Origin of the sequence: Pseudomonas sp. P42, assembly GCF_017973755.1 — a bacterium.
GTDB lineage: Bacteria > Pseudomonadota > Gammaproteobacteria > Pseudomonadales > Pseudomonadaceae > Aquipseudomonas > Aquipseudomonas iridis.
In genome coordinates this window covers 196,960-217,356 of sequence record NZ_JACOPU010000002.1, presented here as the reverse complement: position 1 = coordinate 217,356, position 20,397 = coordinate 196,960, and the positions used below count along the sequence as shown (strand labels likewise).

Genomic DNA, 20,397 nt, shown 5'->3' with positions numbered 1-20,397 from the left:
CCTCGCCACGTCGGACAACCCAAGCATCCCCGCGCCACTTTGGCTAAAATGCCGGCCTTTTCCACCGACACCGCCGGAAACCGCCGTGAGCAAAGAATCCGATCGCATTTTCGCCCAGCCTTTGGCCCAGGTGCCTGACTTCGCCTTCAACGAAGACGTGGTGCGGGTGTTCCCGGACATGATCAAGCGCTCGGTGCCGGGTTACCCGACCATCGTCGAAAACCTCGGTGTGCTTGCCGCGCAGTTCGCCCAGCCGAACAGCGTGCTCTACGACCTCGGCGCCTCCCTTGGCGCGGTGACCCAGGCCCTGCGCCGTCACGTGCGCACCGACGGTTGCCGGGTAATCGCGGTGGATAACTCGGCCGCCATGGTCGAACGTTGCCGCGAATACCTCAATGGGCAGGACTCGATGTTTCAGGAGTTGCTACCGGTCGAGGTCATCGAAGGCGACATCCTCGCCCTCGACTTTCAACCCGCCTCGGTGGTGGCACTGAACTTCACCCTGCAATTCATCGCCCCGGATCAGCGCACCGCGTTGTTGTCGCGCATCCACCAGTCATTGCTGCCCGGCGGCGCACTGATTCTGTCGGAAAAACTGCGCTTCAACGACGCCGAAGAACATGCATTGCTCACCGATCTGCACGTCGCGTTCAAACGCGCCAACGGCTACAGCGAACTGGAAATCGCCCAGAAGCGCAGCGCCATCGAAAACGTCATGAAGCCCGACAGCCTCGAAGAACACCGCGAACGCCTGTTGGCCGCCGGGTTTTCGAAAGTCGTGCCGTGGTTCCAGTGTCTTAACTTTGCCTCGTTGATTGCCTTGCCATGATTGATCTGTCTCCCCTCGCCCGCCGTCTGGCCGGTACACCGCTGGCCGAATGGGCCAACACGCTGCAGCGTCAACTCGACAAGAAAATGGAGAAGGGCCACGGCGATCTGGAGCGCTGGCAAAGTGCGCTGGACGCCTTGCCGAAGATCCAGCCGAGCGAAGTCGACCTGCTCAACGGCTTGAAACTCGACACCGATTGCGACGACGAAACCCGCGCGCAAATGCGCACCGCCCTGATGGGCCTGTCGCCGTGGCGCAAGGGGCCGTTCGATCTGTTTGGTGTGCACGTCGACACCGAATGGCGCTCGGACTGGAAGTGGTCGCGGGTCGCCCCGCATCTGGATCTGAAGGGAAAACGCATCCTCGATGTCGGTTGCGGCAACGGCTACTACATGTGGCGCATGCTTGGCGCCGGTGCGGACAGCGTGATCGGGGTTGACCCGAACTGGTTGTTCTTCTGCCAGTTTCAGGCTGTGCAGCGTTATCTGTCTGAGCCAAACGCGTGGCACCTGCCCTTCCCGTTCGAGGATTTGCCGCCGAATCTGGAAGGTTTCGACACGGTGTTTTCCATGGGCGTGTTCTACCACCGCCGCTCGCCGATCGAGCACTTGCTGGCGCTGAAGGATTGCCTGGTCAAGGGCGGCGAACTGGTACTGGAAACGCTGGTGGTTGAAGGCGACAAGCACCAGGTGCTGGTGCCTGAAGACCGTTACGCCCAAATGCGTAACGTGTGGTTCCTGCCGTCGGTGCCGGCGCTGGAGCTGTGGTTACGGCGTGCCGGGTTTACCGATATTCGATGCGTGGATGTCAGTACGACGACGATTGAGGAACAGCGCGGCACCGAGTGGATGAAGTATCAGTCGCTGAGTGACTTCCTTGATCCGGACGATCACAGCAAGACGATCGAAGGGCTGCCGGCGCCGATGCGGGCGGTGATTGTGGCGAAAAAATAGAGCAGATCAAAAGATCGCAGCCTTCGGCAGCTCCTACACCGATCCCTGTAGGAGCTGCCGAAGGCTGCGATCTTTTGATTTTAATCCCGGCGTGCGCGACGGGCTCTGAAGAACTCGGTCAACACCGCCCCACACTCCTCTGCCAACACCCCGCCCTCATACAACACCCGGTGATTCAAAAAGCCCTGGGTGAAAAACTGCCCCTGGCTTTGCACGATCCCGGCTTTTGGCTCCAGCGCGCCATACACCACCCGCGCCACCCTAGAATGCACGATCAAACCGGCGCACATGCTGCACGGCTCCAGCGTCACGTACAGCGTGCTGCCGGGCAGTCGATAGTTATCCACCGCCTGCGCCGCGGCGCGGATCGCGACCATTTCGGCGTGAGCGCTCGGGTCGCTGGCGCTGATCGGGCAGTTGAAGCCACGACCGATGATCTCGCCCTCCTGCACCAGCACCGCGCCCACCGGCACTTCGCCGAGGGCTGCGCCTTGCGCTGCAAGGGCAAGCGCTTCGCGCATGAAGTCGCGGTCACGGCTGCGGTCGATGATCGCTGCGGGGCGAATCTGGCGCATCACTTCACCTCGATGGCGGCCATCAGGCCGGTTTCCATGTGGTCGATCACGTGGCAATGGAACATCCATACCCCCGGGTTATCCGCCACCAGCGCCACTTGCGCGCGCTCGTTCTTGCCCAGCAGATAGGTGTCGGTGAAGTACGGGATGACCTTGTGCCGGTTCGACGCAATCACCTTGAAGCTCATGCCGTGCAGGTGAATCGGGTGCTGATACTGGGTCATGTTCTTCAATTCGAAAATATAGCTCTGGCCCAGTTTGAGACTGGCAATCGGACGATCGGCGCACGTCTTGTCGGTGATGTCCCACGCCTTGCCGTTGATCTGCCACAGACTCGGCGGCTTGCCGTTGTCGACGTTGACCGACACCGAACCGACCCATTCGAAATTGAAGTTGAGTTTCTCGGCATTGGCCAGGTCCGGTTCGGCCACCGGGTTGGCGGGCAGCGCCGGCGGCCACTCGGTCGGCGCGTCCGTGTTGGCCACCGAGCGCAGAGTGCCCAGACGCACCGGGCCATTGCGCAGCGACAATTCTTCGCCTGCCGCCGGTGCCTTGATCGCCAGGCAAATACGCATGCCGGGGCCGAGCCAGTATTCCTTGCCCAGCGGGCGCGGCTCAACCGGGTTGCCGTCCAGCGCGTAGATTTTTGCCTCAACACCAGGAATGTTGATGCGGTAAGTCAGGGTGTTATCGAGATTGAGCAAACGCACGCGGGTGATCTGCCCGGCCGGCAGGTCGATTACCGGCAACGGCACGCCGTTGATGGTCGATAAACGTCCCGCCGTACCACCGCGCGCGGCTTCACGAGGGATGCTGAATTCAACGAAATTGCCTTCTTCGTCGATGTGCCAGTTCTTCAGGCTCAGGGTCTTTTCGTAGTTGAAACCGGTCGGCTCGCGCTCTTCGATGATCAGCGGCCCGACCAATCCGCGCCCCAGTTCTTCGCTACTGCTGACATGCGGGTGATACCAGTAGCTGCCGGCGTCCGGCACGCGGAATTTGTAGTCGAAGTATTCGCCCGGCAACACCGGCAATTGCGACACGTATGGCACGCCGTCCATTTCCAGCGGCAGGCGAATGCCGTGCCAGTGAATGGTGGTCGCCACCGGCAGATGGTTGATGAACCGCACCCGCAGCCACTCGCCCTGACGCACGCGCAACTCGGTGCCCGGTGCCGACGGGCCGAACGCCCAGGCCTCGGTCTTGTGCCCCGGCACCAGTTCCACATCCAGGGGCGCGGCGATCAACTCGTAGTCGTGGCCCGCCTCGGCGTCAGCCATCTTGCCCAGCCAGTAACGCGACGCGCCTCCCGCTCCAACGCCTACGACAACAAGACCGGCCAGGCCACCGAGGATTTGGCGACGGGTAAAGGACATGAACTCAACTACCTCACATATCAGCGACAGACCCCTGAAGGCCCGTAAAAGGCGAATACGATACACCTGCGGTTGAGAAACAGTAAGGGTGACCTGAGGCCGCACACCCCTACGGACTTATGGCCGCAGGCCGGTAATCAGGTGCACCACCCCATCCTCAAGGGGCATGACGCCCGCGACACCGGCCTCGCTCAATGCCTGACGGTCCATGCGTGAAACATCACGCAACACCACCCGCACCCGGGTCAACGCCACCGGTTGCTGCGCTTTGAGGTTATCCCCACCCCCCAACGCCGCAACGATATCTGCGCTTAACCCCTCGGCAGGTTCGGCCGGTATTGTCAGCTCGTCCGGCACCAGATCCGGGGTCAGGGCTTTCCAGAACGCCTGCTGCAATTTATCGAACATGTCAGTTCTCCAGAACCGGTGAAATATCGACCGTTGCCTCGTGATACAGGCGCAGCGCTTCGCGTACTTCCTCAGCGCTTTCCAGACTCTGTACCTGGTCGGCGATGGCCTTGCAGTCGAGCAGATCCACCTCCCGCACTGCCGCTTTGATCGCCGGAATCTGCGGCACGCTGACCGACAACTCATCCACGCCGAGCCCCAGCAACAGCGGCACGGCCAGACGTTCCGAGGCCATCGCGCCACAGACGCCGACCCATTTGCCATGGGCGTGCGCGCCTTTGACGGTCATGGCAATCAGGCGCAACACCGAGGGATGAAAACTATCGGCCTGACTGGCCAGGCGAGGATGATCGCGATCCATCGCCAGGGTGTATTGGGTCAGATCGTTGGTGCCGATCGAGAAGAAATCCACGTAGGGCGCGAACACATCGGCCATCAGTGCCGCCGCCGGCACTTCGATCATGATCCCCAGTTTTGGCCGTTCGACCAGGTTCAGTGCCTGCGATTCCTCCTCCAGCATGTGCCGGGCCAGATGCAGCTCCGAGATTTGCGTGACCATCGGCAACATGATGTGCAGGCGCGTCAGACCGACACTGCCAAGGATCGCCCGGAACTGCTCGCGCAACAGTTGCGGGCGCTCCAGACACAGCCGAATCCCGCGCAGTCCGAGGAACGGATTGGTTTCGCTGTCCATCGGCACGTAGGCCAATGGTTTGTCGCCGCCGACATCCAGGGTGCGCACCACCAGATTGTGCGACGGCCCCACGGCCTGGGCGATGGCGCTGTAGGTCGAGACTTGTTCGTCGAAAGTGGGCGCGTGGTTGCGATCCAGATAAAGAAACTCCGAGCGCAAAAGCCCGACGCCGGCACCGCCCAGGCCCATCGCCTGTTCGGTTTCACTCAGCGAGGAGACGTTGGCTGTCACTTCGATGTGGTGCCCGTCGCGGGTGCAAGCGGCCAGTGTCGCCTGCGCGTGGTCATGTTGATGGCGCAGACGCTGTTGCTCGAGTCTGGCCTGCAATTGCTCGATGGCGAGCGGATCGGGATTGAGTTGCAGTTCACCCTTGTCGGCATCGAGCAGCACCGTGCTGCCGTTCGCCAATGCCAGCATCTGCGCCGGCACCCCGCAAATCGCCGGCAGGGCAAAGGCCCGCGCAAGAATGGCGACATGACTGGTGGCGCCGCCCCCGACCGTGGCAATGCCAAGCACCTTTGTGACATCGAGACCCGCCGTCTGCGACGGTGTCAGTTGATCGGCGATCAGGATCGTCCCGTGCGGTAACGTCAGGACCGGGTCCTGCACGCCGAGAATCAACTTGAGGACTCGCAAGCTCACGTCCGACAGATCTGCCGCACGTTCAACCAGCAACGGACTGGCCGACTGCCGAAACAGCGTCGCGGTGGACGCGGTAGCAGCATGCCAGGCAAACGCCGCGCTTTTGCCATCGGCAATCAACGCCTGTGCCTGATCGAGCAGGCTCGGGTCATCGAGCAGTTCCTGATGAGCCTTGAAGATTTCCTCCTGAGCGCTGCCTCCCGCCGTGTCGCGCAAGTGCTGCAACGCCATTTGCGCCTCGATCAGCGCGTTCGTCAGCGCCTCCTGTTCCGTTTTCGCCCCGGCGCCGGACTCTTTTATGTCGAGGCTTGGCTCGGTGATCTGCATGACCTGGCCCAATGCCGAACCGGGCGATGCACAGACTCCACGCAGAACCGTCAGCACCTCAGGTTCGACGCGCTCGGAAGGCTCCGTCACAGGCAACGCTGTGACCGATTCCCCGCACCCCTCGGCGAGCAACCGCGAGAGTGTGCTGATTGCTGCTTGCGCGTCTTCGCCCACGGCGCTCACTTGCACGCTGTCACCCAAAGCGGTCTGCAACGCCATGATTGCCACCAGTGACTTGGCGTTGGCTTCGGCCTGCTGTTTATGCAGATAGATCTTTGCCGAAAAAACCTTCGCCGCTTGTGCGAATACCGCGGCCGGACGCGCATGCAGACCGTTGGGATTGGGCAGTTTCAGCACATTTGAGAAAATCACTTCGCCTGTTGGCGCGACCTGTTCTTCGCGGATGGCATGCGCACCGGTGAGACTCAGCAGAGGTTGGCCCGTTTGGACCAGCCCCGTCTGCGCGGCCGTCCAGGTGAATGGCTCACCGCTGACCACCAGCATCAGGGTCATCAGGCTGCGCGCGTGCAGGGCGATGTAATCGGCATCGAACTCGATCAGCGTTTCGCCAGCCGCCACCCGCTGACCTTCTTCAACCAGGTGGGTGAAGCCCTGACCGCCCAGATTCACCGTATCCAGACCGATGTGCAGCAACACCTGAACGCCACGGTCATCGGTGATGCTCACGGCATGACCGCTTGCCTGCACGTTGCTGATCACCCCGGCCAGCGGAGCGCACAAGGCAGATGAAGTCGGGTCGATGCACAGGCCGTCGCCGATCACGCGATTGGCAAACACCGGGTCGGGCACTTGATCCATTGGGATCAGCACGCCGGACAAAGGCGCCAGCAGTTGCAATTGTTGGGGTGTGGCCATGTTGTCACCTGCGGTTTTGTTCTTGGAAGTACCCGTGGAGCGCGCCGCCCCACCAGCATCGCTTATTTCCACCAGTATTCGACCTGCAATCCAACGTTCGCACCGTGGCGAGCGGTACCGAAAGCGCCGGTATCGGACAGCGCCGACCCTTGGGCCAATTCGTTGGCCGCACGTTTGGCTGCCTCGTTCCAACTGGCATAGGTGTAATACAAACGCACCTCGGGGCGCGCCCAGAATTCCGGGCCCTTGGGTGACCATGTTGGCGCAACGGTGAACTTGCTCAATTTGCGCGTGCCGCCCGGTGCATCGACTTGATCATGGCCCAGTTCGGTGACCAGTTTGAATTGTTCGGTAAGCGCATAGGTCGGACGCACACCCAGCGACAGCCAGTTCTGGTCAGCACCGTCAGGGCGAATGTCTTTTTGATACACCGCCTCGATTTGCCCGCCAAAGCGCGGCGTCAGTTGCCAGTCGAAAAACTCGACAATCCGATAACTTTTATTGCTGTCGTCCAGTTTGACGTTACCGGTATAGCCCAGCCCGGTGCCAGGCCCTTCGCCGTACTGGAAGGCCAGTTTGTTTTTACCACCGAGAAAGTCCTTCTGCACATGCTGCGTGGTGATCGCCCAGCCCCGGTGCGCATCGCGGCTGTCGGGCTTGTCGATGTAGCTCAAGCCAAACTCAAGCTCGCCGCCGGGATTGGTAGCGAACCCGGCGACGTTGAAGTCGTGCCGGTTGATGTAGTCCTTTTGATAGAGGTTGTCCTTTCGCGAAAAGGCGTAGCTGTATTTCAGATCGCCGATCAGCACATCTTCGATCCCGCCACCGGTAGCGCTCTGGTTCCAGTAGTAGAAATCGGAAATGTGGATGTCATTACGTTTGTAGTAACGGCGTCCGGCCCAGAGCGAACCGCCATTGAGCGCGGGCATGTTCGACCACTGTGCATAGGCCTGCGGCAGACGCACCGAGCCGTTGTCTTCATTGAACGTGAGGCTTTGGTTGTAGCGGTTGTACAGCGAGACCATGCCATCGACGCTGAGTACCGAGCCATCGTCGAGGGTGTACAAATCCTGGCGCAACTCAAGCTCGCCGTACTGCTCACATTCGTTGCCCAAGCGGTATTTGGTCTGCGCCCCCGGCAACTGGAAACACGATTGGCTACCGCCCTTGGTCGCGTTGCCAACGCCACTGCGCAAGTAACCACCGAACTCCAGCGCTGATGATGTCTGTGGTAACGCGAGGCATAAACCTGCGACTGCAAGGCTGCGATTAATTGTTGTTTTCATAAGCCACCCCATTATTTTTATTGTGTGTTCCATGAATTCGGCGCGCAAAACTCCCCCGCGCAGTGCTCTGCGTGCTTTTTGAAATCTTGTTTTTAGTTAGGAATCAGGGATCAATCAGGTGCAGGACGAACGATTCATACGGGCGCAAACTCACCTGTCGATTACGTGGCGGACAGTCCGGATAATTGCTGACAAGCAACCGCTGGTTCAGCGTCTCATCAATCTCTATTGGCAGTTCGATTTCACACGGTGTGGCATAGAAGTTGTTCACGATCAGCAGACGCTCGCCGGTGCCTTCTCTCAGATAAGCCCAGACCTGCTTGTTTTCAGGCAACAACTGTCGATAGATGCCCAGCGAAATCAGCGCCTCTGTGCGCCGCAACGCGATCAGAAGACGGTAGTGATGAAGAACCGAATCGGGATCATCAAGCTGTTGGGCGACGTTGATCCGGGCGGCATTGGCCGGTAACCCGATCCACGGTTCGACGTGGCTGAAACCGGCATTCGGTTCCGCGTTCCAGTGCATCGGCGTACGCCCGTTGTCACGGGACTTCTGCATGATCGCCGCCATGTTGTCGATGTCGCTGGTGCCTGCTTCGCGCTTGAGCCGAAAGATGTTCAGCGTCTCGACATCCCGGTACTGATCGATACGCTCGAAACCCGGATTGGTCATGCCCAGTTCTTCGCCCTGGTACACAAACGGCGTGCCCTGCAAAAAGTGCAGCGCCGTTCCGAGCATTTTCGCCGAGAGCTCACGATATGCGCCGTCATGACCGAACCGCGAGACCACCCGAGGCTGATCGTGGTTACACCAGAACAGCGCATTCCAGCCACCGCCGGCCTGCATGCCGGTCTGCCAGTCGGACAGAATCTGCTTGAGCTGGAGGAAATCGAAATCGGCGCGAACCCACTTTTCCAGGTTTGGATAATCGACTTTCAGATGATGAAAGTTGAAGGTCATCGACAGCTCTTGCGACTGCGGATTGGAGTAACGAATGCAGTGTTCGAGGCTGGTGGATGACATCTCCCCGACGTTGATCAGGTCGTGGCCGGCGAAGACCTCACGGTGCATCTGCTGCAAGTACTCATGGACGTTCGGCCCGTCGGTGTAAAAGCGTCGGCCGTCGCTGTTGTCCTCGGCAAAATCCGCAGGCTTGGAGATCAGATTGATCACGTCCAGCCGAAAACCACCCACGCCCTTGTCCCGCCAGAAACGCATCATTTTGAAGACTTCGGCGCGTACCTTGGGGTTGTCCCAATTCAGGTCAGCCTGGGTGTGGTCGAACAGGTGCAGATAGTACTGACCGGTCTGGGCTTCGTACTCCCAGGCCGAACCGCCAAACTTGGACTGCCAATTGTTCGGCTGATCGCGCCATATATAAAAGTCGCGGTAGGGATTATCGAGGCTGCTGCGCGCCTGCTGAAACCACACATGTTCGATCGAGGTGTGGTTGACCACAATGTCGAGCATCAACTTGATCCCGCGCTTGCCCGCCTCGGCGATCAGCAACTCGCAGTCGGCCATGCTGCCGTAACTGGGATCAATCGCGTAGTAGTCGCTGATGTCATAGCCGTTGTCACGTTGCGGCGAGCGCAGGAATGGCGTGATCCACAAGCAATCGACACCCAGCCATTGCAGGTAATCGAGCTTGGCCACGACACCGAGCAAATCACCTGTCGGGTTGCCGGCATGGCTGTGAAAACTCTTCGGGTAGATCTGGTAGATAACCGAACGCTGCCAGTCTTGCATGGCACATTTCCCTCTTGATTTTAAAACCGGCAAACCCAGTGCCCCCTGTAGGAGCTGCCGAAGGCTGCGATCTGTTGACTTTGGCTTTTCAAAAAACAACATCAAAAGATCGCAGCCTGCGGCAGCTCCTACGGGTCGATATCAGGCGACCCGATAGCCGGGGCGGACAATCTTCATGCTCAGCGCACAGGTCAAAACAAACGGCACAACCATGGCGATGATCATCCCGATCACGAACATCGGAATGAACTGCGGAATGATCGAGATAAACCCGGGCAAGCCGCCGACGCCGATGGCCGAGGCTTGAATCTTGTTAATCGACAGGAAGATGCAGCCCAGCGCCGAGCCGGTCAGCGCGGCATAGAACGGAAATTTGTAACGCAGATTGACCCCGAACATGGCGGGTTCAGTGATACCGAAATACGCGGAAATCGCTGAGGTCGACGCCATGCTTTTGTCCCGCGCATTGCGCGTCATGTAGAACACCGCCAACGCCGCGCTGCCTTGAGCGAGGTTGGACATGACGATCATCGGCCAGATGAACGTGCCGCCCTGGGTCGAGATCAGTTGCAGATCGACGGCGAGGAACATGTGGTGCATTCCGGTGATCACCAGCGGCGCATAGAGCAGTCCGAAAATCGCCCCACCGACCATCGGCGCCAGGTCGAACAGCATGACCACGCCCTCGGTGATGTAGATACCGATGTGACGGGTTACAGGCCCGATCACCGCCAACGCCAGAACTCCCGTGACGACAATCGTGGTGATAGGCACCACCAGCAATTGCACTGCGTTGGGCACGCGTGCCCGCAACCATTTTTCGATGACGCTCATCACGTAAGCGGCCAGCAGTATCGGCAGGATCTGCCCCTGATAACCGACTTTCTCTACCTGGAACAATCCGAGGATGTCGAAGTACGGCATCTGCTGACCGTCCAGACCGGCCACCGCCTTGCCATAGTTCCAGGCGTTGAGCAGATCCGGGTGAACCAGCATCAGGCCGAGTACGATGCCGAGAATCTCACTGCCGCCAAAGCGCTTGGCCGCCGACCACCCCACCAATGCCGGCAAGAACACGAACGCGGTGTTGGCCATCAGATTGATCAGGCTCCACAGTCCCTCGAGTTTGGGGTAGGCATCCAGCAGGGTCTGACCTTCGATAAACATGCCTTTGGCGCCGATCAGGTTGTTGATGCCCATCAGCAAACCGGCAACGATCAGCGCGGGCAGGATCGGCATGAACACGTCGGAGAACACCCGCACCAGACGCTGCATGGCGTTGATCTTCTCGGCGCTTTTCTGTTTGACGTCGGCGATGGTCGACGCGGCGAGGCCGGTCTGTCGGCGCAATTCGGCGTAGACCTTTTCCACGTCGCCCGGACCGATCACCACCTGATACAGACCGCCGGTGAAGAACGAGCCTTTGACCAGATCGATCTGGTTGAGCGTGGCGCTGTTGACCAGGGCTGGATTCTTCAACGCCAGGCGCAGGCGCGTGACGCAGTGCGCGGCCTGTTCGATGTTCTCGCGACCGCCAAGGCTTTGCAGCAGCGCTCGGGCGATGTTCGGATAGTCGTGGCTCATGCTAGTTCTTCCGCTGTGGATTGTTGTTATTGGCAGCACGTGGGAACGAAAAGTACTCGTCTGTACGAGTTATTGCAACAACTCGTACAGACGAGTTTGTTTTTGTATGTTTTTGCCAGACCAGCAGAGAATTTTCCTACCTCAGCCTAAGGTGATTTCCAATCCCCACATGGACAAAGCCCTACCCTGCCCTTAAGGTTCGAAGCTTTGAGCACAGCCGGCATCGAGCCCCCTCTCATGAGCAAATACAACCAGATCTACAGCGATCTGCTGGCGAGTATCACCACTGAACGTCTGCAACGCGGCGCTCGCCTGCCCTCCGAAACCGAGCTGATGGACAGCTATCAGGCCAGCCGCGGCACCGTGCGCAAGGCCATTGAGCAACTTCAGGAGCGCGGTTTCGCGCAGAAAGTCCATGGCAAGGGCACCTTCGTCCTGTCGACCAACCCGATCGAATTTCAGCTCGGTGGCATCGTCAGTTTTCAGGAGACCTACCCACGCCTGGGCGACGACGTCAGCACCGCAGTGGTCGAGCTGGCGCAGATTCCCCTCGAAGGCGCATTGCTCGAACACATCGATGCGCAGCCCGGCAGCCTGATTACCCGGGTCAAACGGGTGCGGCGCATTGATGGCAAACGGGTGATCCTCGACATCAACCATTTTGTCACCGAGGTCATTCCCGGCCTGTCCCTCGATATCGCCGAGCAATCAATCTACGCCTACATCGAACAGACCCTGCAGCTTCAGATCGCCTACGCGCAGCGCACCATCGAAGCCCGCCCGTGCAGCAAGGATGACCTGTCGCACCTGGACCTCGACGGCCAGAGCCACGTGATCGTCGTCAGCAACCAGACATTCCTTCAGGATGGCCGCCAGTTCGAATACACCGAATCCCGACACACCCTGGACAAGTTCTACTTCTCCGACGTGGCGCGGCGCTGACCCTCGACACGTTTGCAGACACCCTGTGCGGTAGGTATCTAATGCACGCCGCCGCAGCGATTCGGCCATGCTCGACCTTCATTTCTCAAGGATCGAGAGCACATGAAATCGTCCCCACAGCGTCGTCTGCCGAATGCGGCAGACAAAGCGTCACTCAAGGCCATCGCCACCACCGTCGTGCAGCTTTGCCCCAGCCTTTACGACGAGGCCCATCAAGTCGCCAGCGAGTTGCTGGTGCGCAAGGGCCTTACCGAGATCGACCCGGATCAGGTTTATTTCCATCGTTTCAACCTGGCGCAAAGCAGCACGCAGTCGTTTACCGGCTGGGAGCACACCGGCGAAAAGCCCTACGAATCGCTGACCCTCACCCAATTGGTGGTGCATCGCTTTCGCGCCACCGATCAGGACAATGCCGACTTGCTGGACCTCTACGGCGGCTTCTACACGGACGGGCCGCAGGCCGAGACGTTCGACCACACCAATGAAGTGCGCCTGCATGGCAACGAAGTGCTCAACGATTTCTGGGCCATTGATCTGAGCTCGCGCTACCAGCAAAAGCTGAACAGCTTCTGGAGCGCCCACGCGGAAGATTTCCGCACGTTGGCCAAGTGCAACTTTCTCAGTCAGGCGGTGCAGGCACTTGAACTCGAGCAACTGAGCGGCAGCGATTTCCAATGGATCGTCGATGCGGTCATCGGCCCCGTTACCTGGCCGGTGACGCTGGCCATGTTGCAATCGAGCCACACGACGACCAGTGATGTGCGTGCGTTCGATATCGCCGGGCATGTCGCCATCAATCTGCTGCGCATCGTGGCTGCCGACGGTCGGCAGATCCTGTATCTGCCGGGCGCAGCGCAGGCTTTTGTGGTCATGCAGACCCCGGCGGACATGCACTGGTGGGTGCTCGAACAGATGAACGAGGCAACTCGGCGACAGGCGCTGCTGAGCCACTTTGCACTGGCGGATCGGCAGCAGATCACCGAGGGTCTCACCGAGTTGATGAACCAGCTGGTCGGCACCTGGGGACGCGCCGACCATCACCTGATCAACCAGCACAATCGCGCGATCAGCGGTGATGCGATGCGCTGGCTCGGTGAAGCGACCCGCGCCGCGATGTTCGCCGAGGCCAGCCTGTCCCTGACCTCCAACAGCGAACTGAGCAAGAAACTCTGGATCGGTTACCTGAGCGCGGGCCTCAAGGTATTCGGCCCCATGGCTGCGGTCGGCTGGCCGATTGCCCTGCCGGTGATTGGCGCCAGCCTTGCCAGCATGGGCCTGAACATCGATCAGGCGGTCAATGGCAAAAGCGCCAGTGAACGCAAGGCCGGGGTGCTCGGTGCGGTGCTCAGTGGCATTGACGCGCTATTCAACGTCGCGTTTCTCAAAGGCTCAGGCTCAACGCTGGAGGTCGGCGTTGAGGTGGACGCAGCAGAAGCCGAACAGATGGCCGAGTTCAGCGAAGCAACTGCGGCCCAGACGCCGGCGGATCCGCTTGCGCCTGAAGCATTCAGCGAAGCGGCCGAGGACGCCGAAACGCTCACCCCGGTCGCCGAGTTAAACTGGCCGGGCCCGGTTGGCCGTGCGACCCCGCCACCGATTGCGCAGAGATACGTGTGCAACGAACTGCTCGAAGGGCTGACTGCGCAAAGTGAGCCCGGACAGTTTCAAGGGATCTTTCGCCTTGATCGTGATCCACCGTTCGCCATCCTGCTCAACAACAACCCGTATTACGTGCGCTTTTTCGGCGATGCCAGCGAGGGCGGCTATTGGGCGATTGTCGATCCGGATCGTCCCAACCAGTTCGTGCATTCGTTGCCGGTGCGCCTGAACCCCCAAGGCGAGTGGGAGCGGATGCAGGCGCTGGGCCTTCGAGGCGGTGGCCAGTGCGCGGGCAAACAGTGCACGCCGCCTATCGAACTCAACACCCTTGAGTCGACTGAATCCACCGAGGCCGAAACGCTACCGCCGACAGAACCACAGTCGCCGATACCGCGCGCGGTGCGCATCGTGCCCTCGGCTTACGATATCGATCCGACGGTGCGCCGCTCGATCAAGGCCTGGGCGCTGAACCTCGACGAAACCCATGTCGAACTGACGCCCACCGTCGACGGCACTTTCGGCATGGAGGACCCCTTCGAACTCCATGCGCTGGCCAAGCGGCAGTCGCTGCAAGTCGCCGCGAGAAAATTCTTCAACGATCTGCCGTGGATCACGTCGCCGCCGCGCCCGCCCATTGCCTTTGATGAGCAGACATCCATAGCCGAACTGCTCGACCGTATCTTTGAGTCGGCGCCCGGGCTGGTCGTGGGCGAAACCCTGGACCGCATCACCAGCATGCGCTTCATGATCGAAAACATGCCGGCGCTCGCCCGCCATGCCAAAACCCTTTATATGCGCGGCGTACTCAGTGACTTCGCGCAGGTGGACCTGAACCGCTACTTCACCAGCGGCGCCATGTCGGCAGACCTGCGCACCTATCTGACCAGTCTGGGCACCGACCCGGCGGGACGCTTCAATGCACTGGAACTGGTCAGGGTCGCCAGGGAAAACGGCGTGCGGGTACAGGCCATCGATTGCGCGGCGAGCTACAAGATGAATTCGCCGGCCGCGCCCTACGACGAGCAAATGATCGGCACGTATCTGGCCAGTGACATCATGACCGGCGACACCTACATCAACAGTCCGCGAAAATGGATGGTGCTGACCGGCGCGCAGAACACCAACACCTTCAGAGGCCTGGACGGTCTCGCCGAAATCAAGGGCGCCATCGGTTTGCGCATCGAAGAGGCGGCAATGGGCCAACCCACGGTGGTCGATGTCGATCCGGGCCTGGAAGTGCGTCGCGAGGCGTTTTCCGCCGAAGCCGGAGCGTCAGTCAATCATGACGTGATTCGCACTGACCTGCGCCTGAGAATGCCGGCAGAACCGGTGAACTGGAATGAGGACACGCTGGACAACCTGCTGCATCGACGCGGCATGTTCATGTTCATCAAGAACGACGACAGCTGGACCGTGCTGCACCGCAGCAAGCGAGGCATGCTGATGCGCACACCCGTGACGCAACTGCCTGATGGCGCCGTTTCCCTGCATCGCCCTGGCTGGCCAAAGGTCAACGACATCCGCTTCGCCAACATCAAGGAACTGTCCCAACGCCTGACCGCAATGGGCCTGTCGCTGCAGAGCCGCCTGCCCGACTGACACCCGCTTCAGACAGACAAAACCCCTGACGCGAGCCAGGGGTTTGCTATTTCCACGCCAGCCTCCATGGGCGATACATAGTTAGTGCCTGCGCCCGCAACCAATCGTTCATGCTCGATCTTCGTTTTCCCCATGGATGGAGAAGTGCATGAACGCACCCGAACGCCGCCAGTTGCCCAACGCGGCAGACAAGGCCAGCCTCAAGGCAATCGCTACAACCCTCGTGCTGGTATGTCCAGGCCTTGAGGACGCTGCCCGAGCCGTCGCCACTCAGTTACTGACTGATAAAGGTCTGTCGGGCGCCAATCCGGACCGGATTTACTTCCATCGATTCAGGACCGCGCAGAGCAGCGCCCTGACCTTCACCGGCTGGGAACACCCGCAGGAAAAACCGTACGAGTCGTTGACCCTCACGCAACTGGTGATCCAGCGTTTTCGCGCCACCGATCAGGACAACGCAGACCTGCTGGCGCTCTACTGCGGTTTCTACTCCGAGGGGCCGGAGGCCGAAAGCTTTGATCAGAGCAATGAAGTGCGATTGCTGGGCAGTGATGTGTTGAATGAATTCTGGAACATCGATTTCAGCACGCGCTACACCGGGGAGCTGACGACATTCTGGCAGGCCTCGGCGGACGACTTCCGCACGTTGGCCAAGTGCAATTTTCTCGCCCTCGCAGTTCAGGCACTCAAGCAAGGCCACCTTGACGGGACAGATTTCCAACGAGTGATCGACGCGGTGACTGGCCCCATCACCTGGCCCGTCACCCTGCAAATGCTGCAGGCAAGCCACGCGGCCAGCGGCGAAGTACGTGCATTGGAAATTGACGGACATGTCGCCATCAATGCCCTGCGCCTGGTGCAGGACAGTGGCCGGCAGATCCTCTATCTGCCCGGCGAAGCCCGAGCTTTGCGGGTCATGGAGGATGACGCGGATCTGCACTGGTGGGTGCTCGAACAGATGAACACCGAGGGCAAGCGCAAAGCCTTCCTAAACCGGTTCCCGCTGGCCGATCGCAACGCGATGAACGAAAAGCTGACCGATCTGATGAACCGTCTGGTGAGCACTTGGGGTCGCAGCGATCATCGGCTGGTCAATGGCAGCAGCGTCGCCATCAGCACTGACCCGTTCACCTGGCTAACCGATTCGACACGCAACGCCATGTTTGCCGAGGCCCGTCTGGCGCTGACCGCCAACAGCGATCTGCGCAAAAAACTGTGGATGGGTTATTTGAGCGCGGGTCTGAAGGTCTTCGGCCCGATGGCCGTTGTGGGTTGGCCGTTGGCACTACCGGTGATTGGCGCCGGCATCGCCAACATGAGCCTGAACATCGACCTGGCAGTCAACGGCAGGACTCCCGCCGAGCGCAGGGTCGGCACCCTGGGCGCGGTGCTCGACGGTGTCGAGGCGCTGCTCAACGTTCCGTTCCTCAGCGGCTCCGGCGCGTTGCTGGAAGTGGGCCCGCAGGTTGAATTTGCCGAGGCCGAGGAAATGGCCGGGTTGATCGAGTTCACCGCGGCGAACGAGCCGTTTCTGCCAGCGCTCGATGCGCCGCAGGCCGTAGCCGAGGCGGGCGAGACGGCAACCGGACTGTCGGATGAGGCCACAACCCCTTCGCCCACTCCCGAGGTGCTCGCCCCCGCTGCACCACCATCGTCTTCGGCGCTGAAAATCCCTGTCCGGTATCAGTGTGATGCCGTACTTGAACACCTTCACGCCGAAACCGAACCGGGGAAGTTCCAGGGCATTTACCGCCTCGACTCGGAGCCAGCGTATGCCATCAGCCTCGATGGCAAACCGTACTACGTGCGTTACTTCACCGCCTCCGAGGACAGTGGCAACTGGGCGATCGTCGACCCGGAGCGGCCCAGCCAGTTCGCCTATTCCTTGCCGGTTAGCTTGAGTGCCGACGGCACCTGGGAGCGCATGCCGGCGCTGCGTCTCAAAGGCGGCGGGCAATGCCTGGGCACCTGTGGCCCCGGCAAGAGCTCGTCGATCCCCTCACTGGAACCAACGCCAGACGAATCGTTGGTCCTGCCACCCGCGACGATTTCCCGCCCGTTGCGCCGCGTGCGTACCCTCTACGACGTGTACGGTTCGGACATGCTCAACCTGAGAAAATGGGCAATGAACCTGCCCGAAGATTCAGCCGATGCAGCTGCCGGCGCCGCCGGCAATAGAACGGTCGACCACGTGTATGCCACCCATTTCAGCCACCGACGCGCACAGCTTCTGAGTGAGGCCAAGGAGTTTTACGCCGAGCTGGACTGGAACAACCTGCCGGTACGGCCGAAACAGCCTGCAATCACCCGCGCCATGCCAACCGGCGAACTGATTGACGGCATCTTTGAACACGCCGAAGGCCTGGCCGTTGGCGAAACCCTCGATCGCATCACCAGCATGCGCTTCATGATCGAAAACATGCCCGCGCTTGCCCGACATGCCAAGACGCTCTATGTGCGTGGCCTGCTCAACGATTTCGCTCAGGTTGATCTGAACAACTTCTACACCAGCGGGCAGATGTCCGAAGATTTACGCCTTTACCTGACCAGCCTCGGGACCGATCCGAACGAGAGGTTCAACATGCTCGAGCTGGTCAGGACGGCCCAGGTCAATGGCATCCGGGTGCAAGGGATCGATTGCGCGGCCAGCTACAAAATGAACGTGTCCCTCACCTCGATTGAAGAGCAAATGATGCACACCAGCCTGATGTCGCAAATCATGTGGGGTGATGATGTGCTTAACGGTCCGGGCAAATGGATCGCACTGATCGATGCCCAGAACACCAATAACTTCAGGAACCTGCCCGGCATCAGCGAACTGCGGGGCGGCATCGGGTTGCGGATAGAAGAGGCCTTGCCGTCAGAGGAGGTTGGCGTGGACATCGACCCCGGCATCAAAGTCGCTCGCGGCCCCTTCGACAATGGCGCAAGCACACGCGACTCGTTCGACTATCTCTACGCCGACCTGCGCCTGCAAATCGAAGCGCCCCCCGTGACCTGGACCGAGGAAACGCTGGATCGGCTGCTGCACCGCAATGGCATGTACCTGCTGGAAAAAACCCAGAACAATTACACCCTCATACGCCGCAATAGCTCGGGCAACCTTGTCCGAACCCCGGTCAATCAGACAGTGGACGGCCAGGTGTATGTCTGGGTCCAGGCCATGCCGCGGATCAGTGGCGTATTGTTTCCTGATATCGCCGCACTCTCCCAGCGCCTGACGGAAATAGGGCTGAAACTGCAAAGCCGCCTGCCCCTCTGAACGTTTTCGCGCACCTGAAACGAAAAACCCCCGGCCGAGGCCAGGGGTTTTCAGTCACTTGATGCAGGCATTCAAGTGCAGCGGAATCATTCCCACTCAATGGTCGCCGGCGGCTTGCTAGACACGTCGTAAGTGACGCGCGAAATGCCTTCGATTTCATTGATGATGCGGCCGCTGACAGTTTCCAGCAGTTCGTAAGGCAGGTGCGCCCAACGTGCGGTCATGAAGTCGATGGTTTCTACGGCACGCAGGGCAACGACCCAGGCGTAACGACGGCCATCGCCAACCACGCCAACCGATTTCACTGGTTGGAACACCACGAACGCCTGGCTGACCTTGTGGTACCAGTCGGCTTTGCGCAGTTCTTCGATGAAGATGTGGTCGGCACGACGCAGCAGGTCGGCGTATTCCTTTTTCACTTCACCGAGGATGCGCACACCCAGGCCCGGACCCGGGAACGGGTGACGGTAAACCATGTCGTACGGCAGGCCCAGTTCCAGACCCAGACGACGGACTTCGTCCTTGAACAGTTCGCGCAGTGGCTCGACCAGTTTCAGGTTCATCTCTTCCGGCAGGCCGCCCACGTTGTGGTGCGACTTGATCACGTGAGCCTTGCCGCTTTTGGCGCCAGCCGACTCGATCACGTCCGGGTAGATGGTGCCCTGAGCGAGGTACTTGATGTTGTCCAGTTTGTTCGACTGGGCATCAAAGACGTCAATGAAGGTACGACCGATGATCTTGCGCTTCTTCTCTGGGTCGGCTTCACCGGCCAGATTGTTCAGGAACTGCTCTTCAGCGTTGGCGCGGATCACCTTGACGCCCATGTTCTCGGCGAACATGGCCATCACTTGCTCGCCTTCGTGCAGACGCAGCAGACCGTTGTCGACGAAGACGCAAGTCAGCTGGTCGCCGATGGCTTTGTGCAGCAGCGCGGCAACCACCGAGGAGTCAACGCCGCCGGACAGACCCAGCAACACGTTGTCGGTACCGACCTGTGCGCGGATGTTGGCAATGGCGTCTTCGGCAATCTTCGACGGCGTCCATAGTGCTTCGCAGCCGCAGATGTCGAGGATGAAGCGCGACAGGATGCGGCCGCCCTGTTTGGTGTGGGTCACTTCCGGGTGGAACTGCACGCCGTAGTAGCCGCGGTCGTCGTTGAACATGCCAGCGATCGGGCAGCTTGGGGTGCTGGCCAGAATGTGGAAGTCTTCCGGCATCTTGGTGACCTTGTCACCGTGGCTCATCCACACGTCGAGGCCGAACAGGCCGTCGGCGTCGATGTGGTCTTCGATGCCGTCGAGCAGACGGCTCTTGCCGACCACGTCAACGCGGGCGTAACCGAACTCACGCAGCTCGGAACCTTCAACCTTGCCGCCCAGTTGCTCGGCCATGGTCTGCATGCCGTAGCAGATACCGAAGACCGGCACGCCGAGGTCAAACACGGCTTGCGGGCAGCGCGGGCTGTTGGCTTCGTGCACGGACTCGGGGCCGCCGGCGAGGATGACGCCTTTAGGTGCGAATTCGCGGATCGCATCTTCGTCCATGTCGAACGGGTGCAGTTCGCAGTAAACACCGATCTCGCGCACGCGGCGGGCGATCAGTTGCGTGTATTGCGAACCGAAGTCGAGGATCAGGATGCGGTGAGCGTGAATGTCGAGGGCCATGATTCAGTCTCGTCTAAGTAATTCAGAAACA

General features: G+C 60.2%; 13 protein-coding genes. 5 read left to right on the top strand and 8 right to left on the bottom strand.

The genetic code is table 11. The features are described from left to right. The first annotated feature begins 85 nt into the window (after nucleotides 1–85). Nucleotides 86–829, top strand: a complete 744-nt coding sequence (cmoA, locus tag H8B20_RS05930; RefSeq protein WP_210622617.1) for a carboxy-S-adenosyl-L-methionine synthase CmoA — start codon at nucleotides 86–88, stop codon at nucleotides 827–829. Further along, on the top strand, nucleotides 826–1,782 hold the full coding sequence (cmoB, locus tag H8B20_RS05925) for a tRNA 5-methoxyuridine(34)/uridine 5-oxyacetic acid(34) synthase CmoB (RefSeq protein WP_150616263.1): 957 nt from the start codon (nucleotides 826–828) through the stop codon (nucleotides 1,780–1,782). Before cmoA ends, cmoB begins: the two co-directional genes overlap by 4 nt. A gap of 80 nt (nucleotides 1,783–1,862) precedes the next feature. Here cmoB and tadA read toward each other — a convergent pair whose 3' ends face one another. The 7 genes from tadA to treP all read right to left on the bottom strand — a co-directional run bounded on the left by tadA (nucleotide 1,863) and on the right by treP (nucleotide 11,300). Continuing rightward, nucleotides 1,863–2,357 (bottom strand): tRNA adenosine(34) deaminase TadA, encoded by a 495-nt coding sequence (gene tadA, locus H8B20_RS05920; RefSeq protein WP_210622616.1) that lies wholly within the window; start codon nucleotides 2,355–2,357, stop codon nucleotides 1,863–1,865. Beyond that, nucleotides 2,357–3,733 carry a multicopper oxidase family protein gene (locus H8B20_RS05915; protein ID WP_042560900.1) on the bottom strand — a complete coding sequence of 459 codons (1,377 nt, stop codon included), beginning with the start codon at nucleotides 3,731–3,733 and terminating at the stop codon, nucleotides 2,357–2,359. The genes tadA and H8B20_RS05915 overlap by 1 nt, the downstream gene beginning before the upstream one ends. Before the next feature lie 117 nt (nucleotides 3,734–3,850). Further along, nucleotides 3,851–4,141 carry a PTS sugar transporter subunit IIB gene (locus tag H8B20_RS05910; RefSeq protein ID WP_210622615.1) on the bottom strand — a complete coding sequence of 97 codons (291 nt, stop codon included), beginning with the start codon at nucleotides 4,139–4,141 and terminating at the stop codon, nucleotides 3,851–3,853. Nucleotide 4,142: 1 nt separating this feature from the next. Beyond that, nucleotides 4,143–6,680 carry a phosphoenolpyruvate--protein phosphotransferase gene (gene ptsP / locus H8B20_RS05905; RefSeq protein WP_210622614.1) on the bottom strand — a complete coding sequence of 846 codons (2,538 nt, stop codon included), beginning with the start codon at nucleotides 6,678–6,680 and terminating at the stop codon, nucleotides 4,143–4,145. Nucleotides 6,681–6,742: 62 nt separating this feature from the next. Then, the gene (locus tag H8B20_RS05900; RefSeq protein WP_210622613.1) at nucleotides 6,743–7,966 is read right to left on the bottom strand and encodes a maltoporin; all 1,224 of its coding nucleotides are present in this window, start codon (nucleotides 7,964–7,966) and stop codon (nucleotides 6,743–6,745) included. 103 nt (nucleotides 7,967–8,069) lie between these two features. Further along, complete coding sequence (gene treC, locus H8B20_RS05895) at nucleotides 8,070–9,716, bottom strand: alpha,alpha-phosphotrehalase (protein WP_210622612.1); 1,647 nt, start codon at nucleotides 9,714–9,716, stop codon at nucleotides 8,070–8,072. Nucleotides 9,717–9,857: 141 nt separating this feature from the next. Further along, the gene (treP, locus tag H8B20_RS05890) at nucleotides 9,858–11,300 is read right to left on the bottom strand and encodes a PTS system trehalose-specific EIIBC component (protein WP_115147752.1); all 1,443 of its coding nucleotides are present in this window, start codon (nucleotides 11,298–11,300) and stop codon (nucleotides 9,858–9,860) included. A 237-nt stretch (nucleotides 11,301–11,537) separates the two neighbouring features. Here treP and treR point away from each other — a divergent pair, with 237 nt between their 5' ends. The 3 genes from treR (at nucleotide 11,538) to H8B20_RS05875 (ending at nucleotide 18,702) form a co-directional block, all read left to right on the top strand. Next, entirely contained in the window at nucleotides 11,538–12,242 is a 705-nt protein-coding gene (treR, locus tag H8B20_RS05885; protein ID WP_042560906.1) for a trehalose operon repressor, read from the top strand. 102 nt (nucleotides 12,243–12,344) lie between these two features. Continuing rightward, nucleotides 12,345–15,440, top strand: coding sequence for a membrane-targeted effector domain-containing toxin (locus tag H8B20_RS05880; RefSeq protein ID WP_210622611.1), 3,096 nt, complete (start codon nucleotides 12,345–12,347; stop codon nucleotides 15,438–15,440). Between the two features lie 148 nt (nucleotides 15,441–15,588). After that, nucleotides 15,589–18,702: a membrane-targeted effector domain-containing toxin gene (locus H8B20_RS05875; protein WP_210622610.1), complete on the top strand. Its 3,114-nt coding sequence runs from the start codon at nucleotides 15,589–15,591 to the stop codon at nucleotides 18,700–18,702. Nucleotides 18,703–18,788: 86 nt separating this feature from the next. On the opposite strand, the gene guaA is transcribed toward H8B20_RS05875, so the two are convergent. Next, a complete protein-coding gene (gene guaA / locus H8B20_RS05870; RefSeq protein ID WP_042560909.1) occupies nucleotides 18,789–20,366 on the bottom strand; it encodes a glutamine-hydrolyzing GMP synthase in 1,578 nt (525 codons plus the stop codon). Nucleotides 20,367–20,397: the final 31 nt, after the last annotated feature.

Coding starts and splice junctions, on each gene's coding strand:
- treC (WP_210622612.1), bottom strand. CDS start 9,716: ATGCAAGACTGGCAGCGTTCGGTTATCTACCAGATCTACCCGAAGAGT.
- H8B20_RS05880 (WP_210622611.1), top strand. CDS start 12,345: ATGAAATCGTCCCCACAGCGTCGTCTGCCGAATGCGGCAGACAAAGCG.
- H8B20_RS05875 (WP_210622610.1), top strand. CDS start 15,589: ATGAACGCACCCGAACGCCGCCAGTTGCCCAACGCGGCAGACAAGGCC.
- H8B20_RS05915 (WP_042560900.1), bottom strand. CDS start 3,733: ATGTCCTTTACCCGTCGCCAAATCCTCGGTGGCCTGGCCGGTCTTGTT.
- treP (WP_115147752.1), bottom strand. CDS start 11,300: ATGAGCCACGACTATCCGAACATCGCCCGAGCGCTGCTGCAAAGCCTT.
- H8B20_RS05900 (WP_210622613.1), bottom strand. CDS start 7,966: ATGAAAACAACAATTAATCGCAGCCTTGCAGTCGCAGGTTTATGCCTC.
- tadA (WP_210622616.1), bottom strand. CDS start 2,357: ATGCGCCAGATTCGCCCCGCAGCGATCATCGACCGCAGCCGTGACCGC.
- treR (WP_042560906.1), top strand. CDS start 11,538: ATGAGCAAATACAACCAGATCTACAGCGATCTGCTGGCGAGTATCACC.
- guaA (WP_042560909.1), bottom strand. CDS start 20,366: ATGGCCCTCGACATTCACGCTCACCGCATCCTGATCCTCGACTTCGGT.
- cmoB (WP_150616263.1), top strand. CDS start 826: ATGATTGATCTGTCTCCCCTCGCCCGCCGTCTGGCCGGTACACCGCTG.
- ptsP (WP_210622614.1), bottom strand. CDS start 6,680: ATGGCCACACCCCAACAATTGCAACTGCTGGCGCCTTTGTCCGGCGTG.
- H8B20_RS05910 (WP_210622615.1), bottom strand. CDS start 4,141: ATGTTCGATAAATTGCAGCAGGCGTTCTGGAAAGCCCTGACCCCGGAT.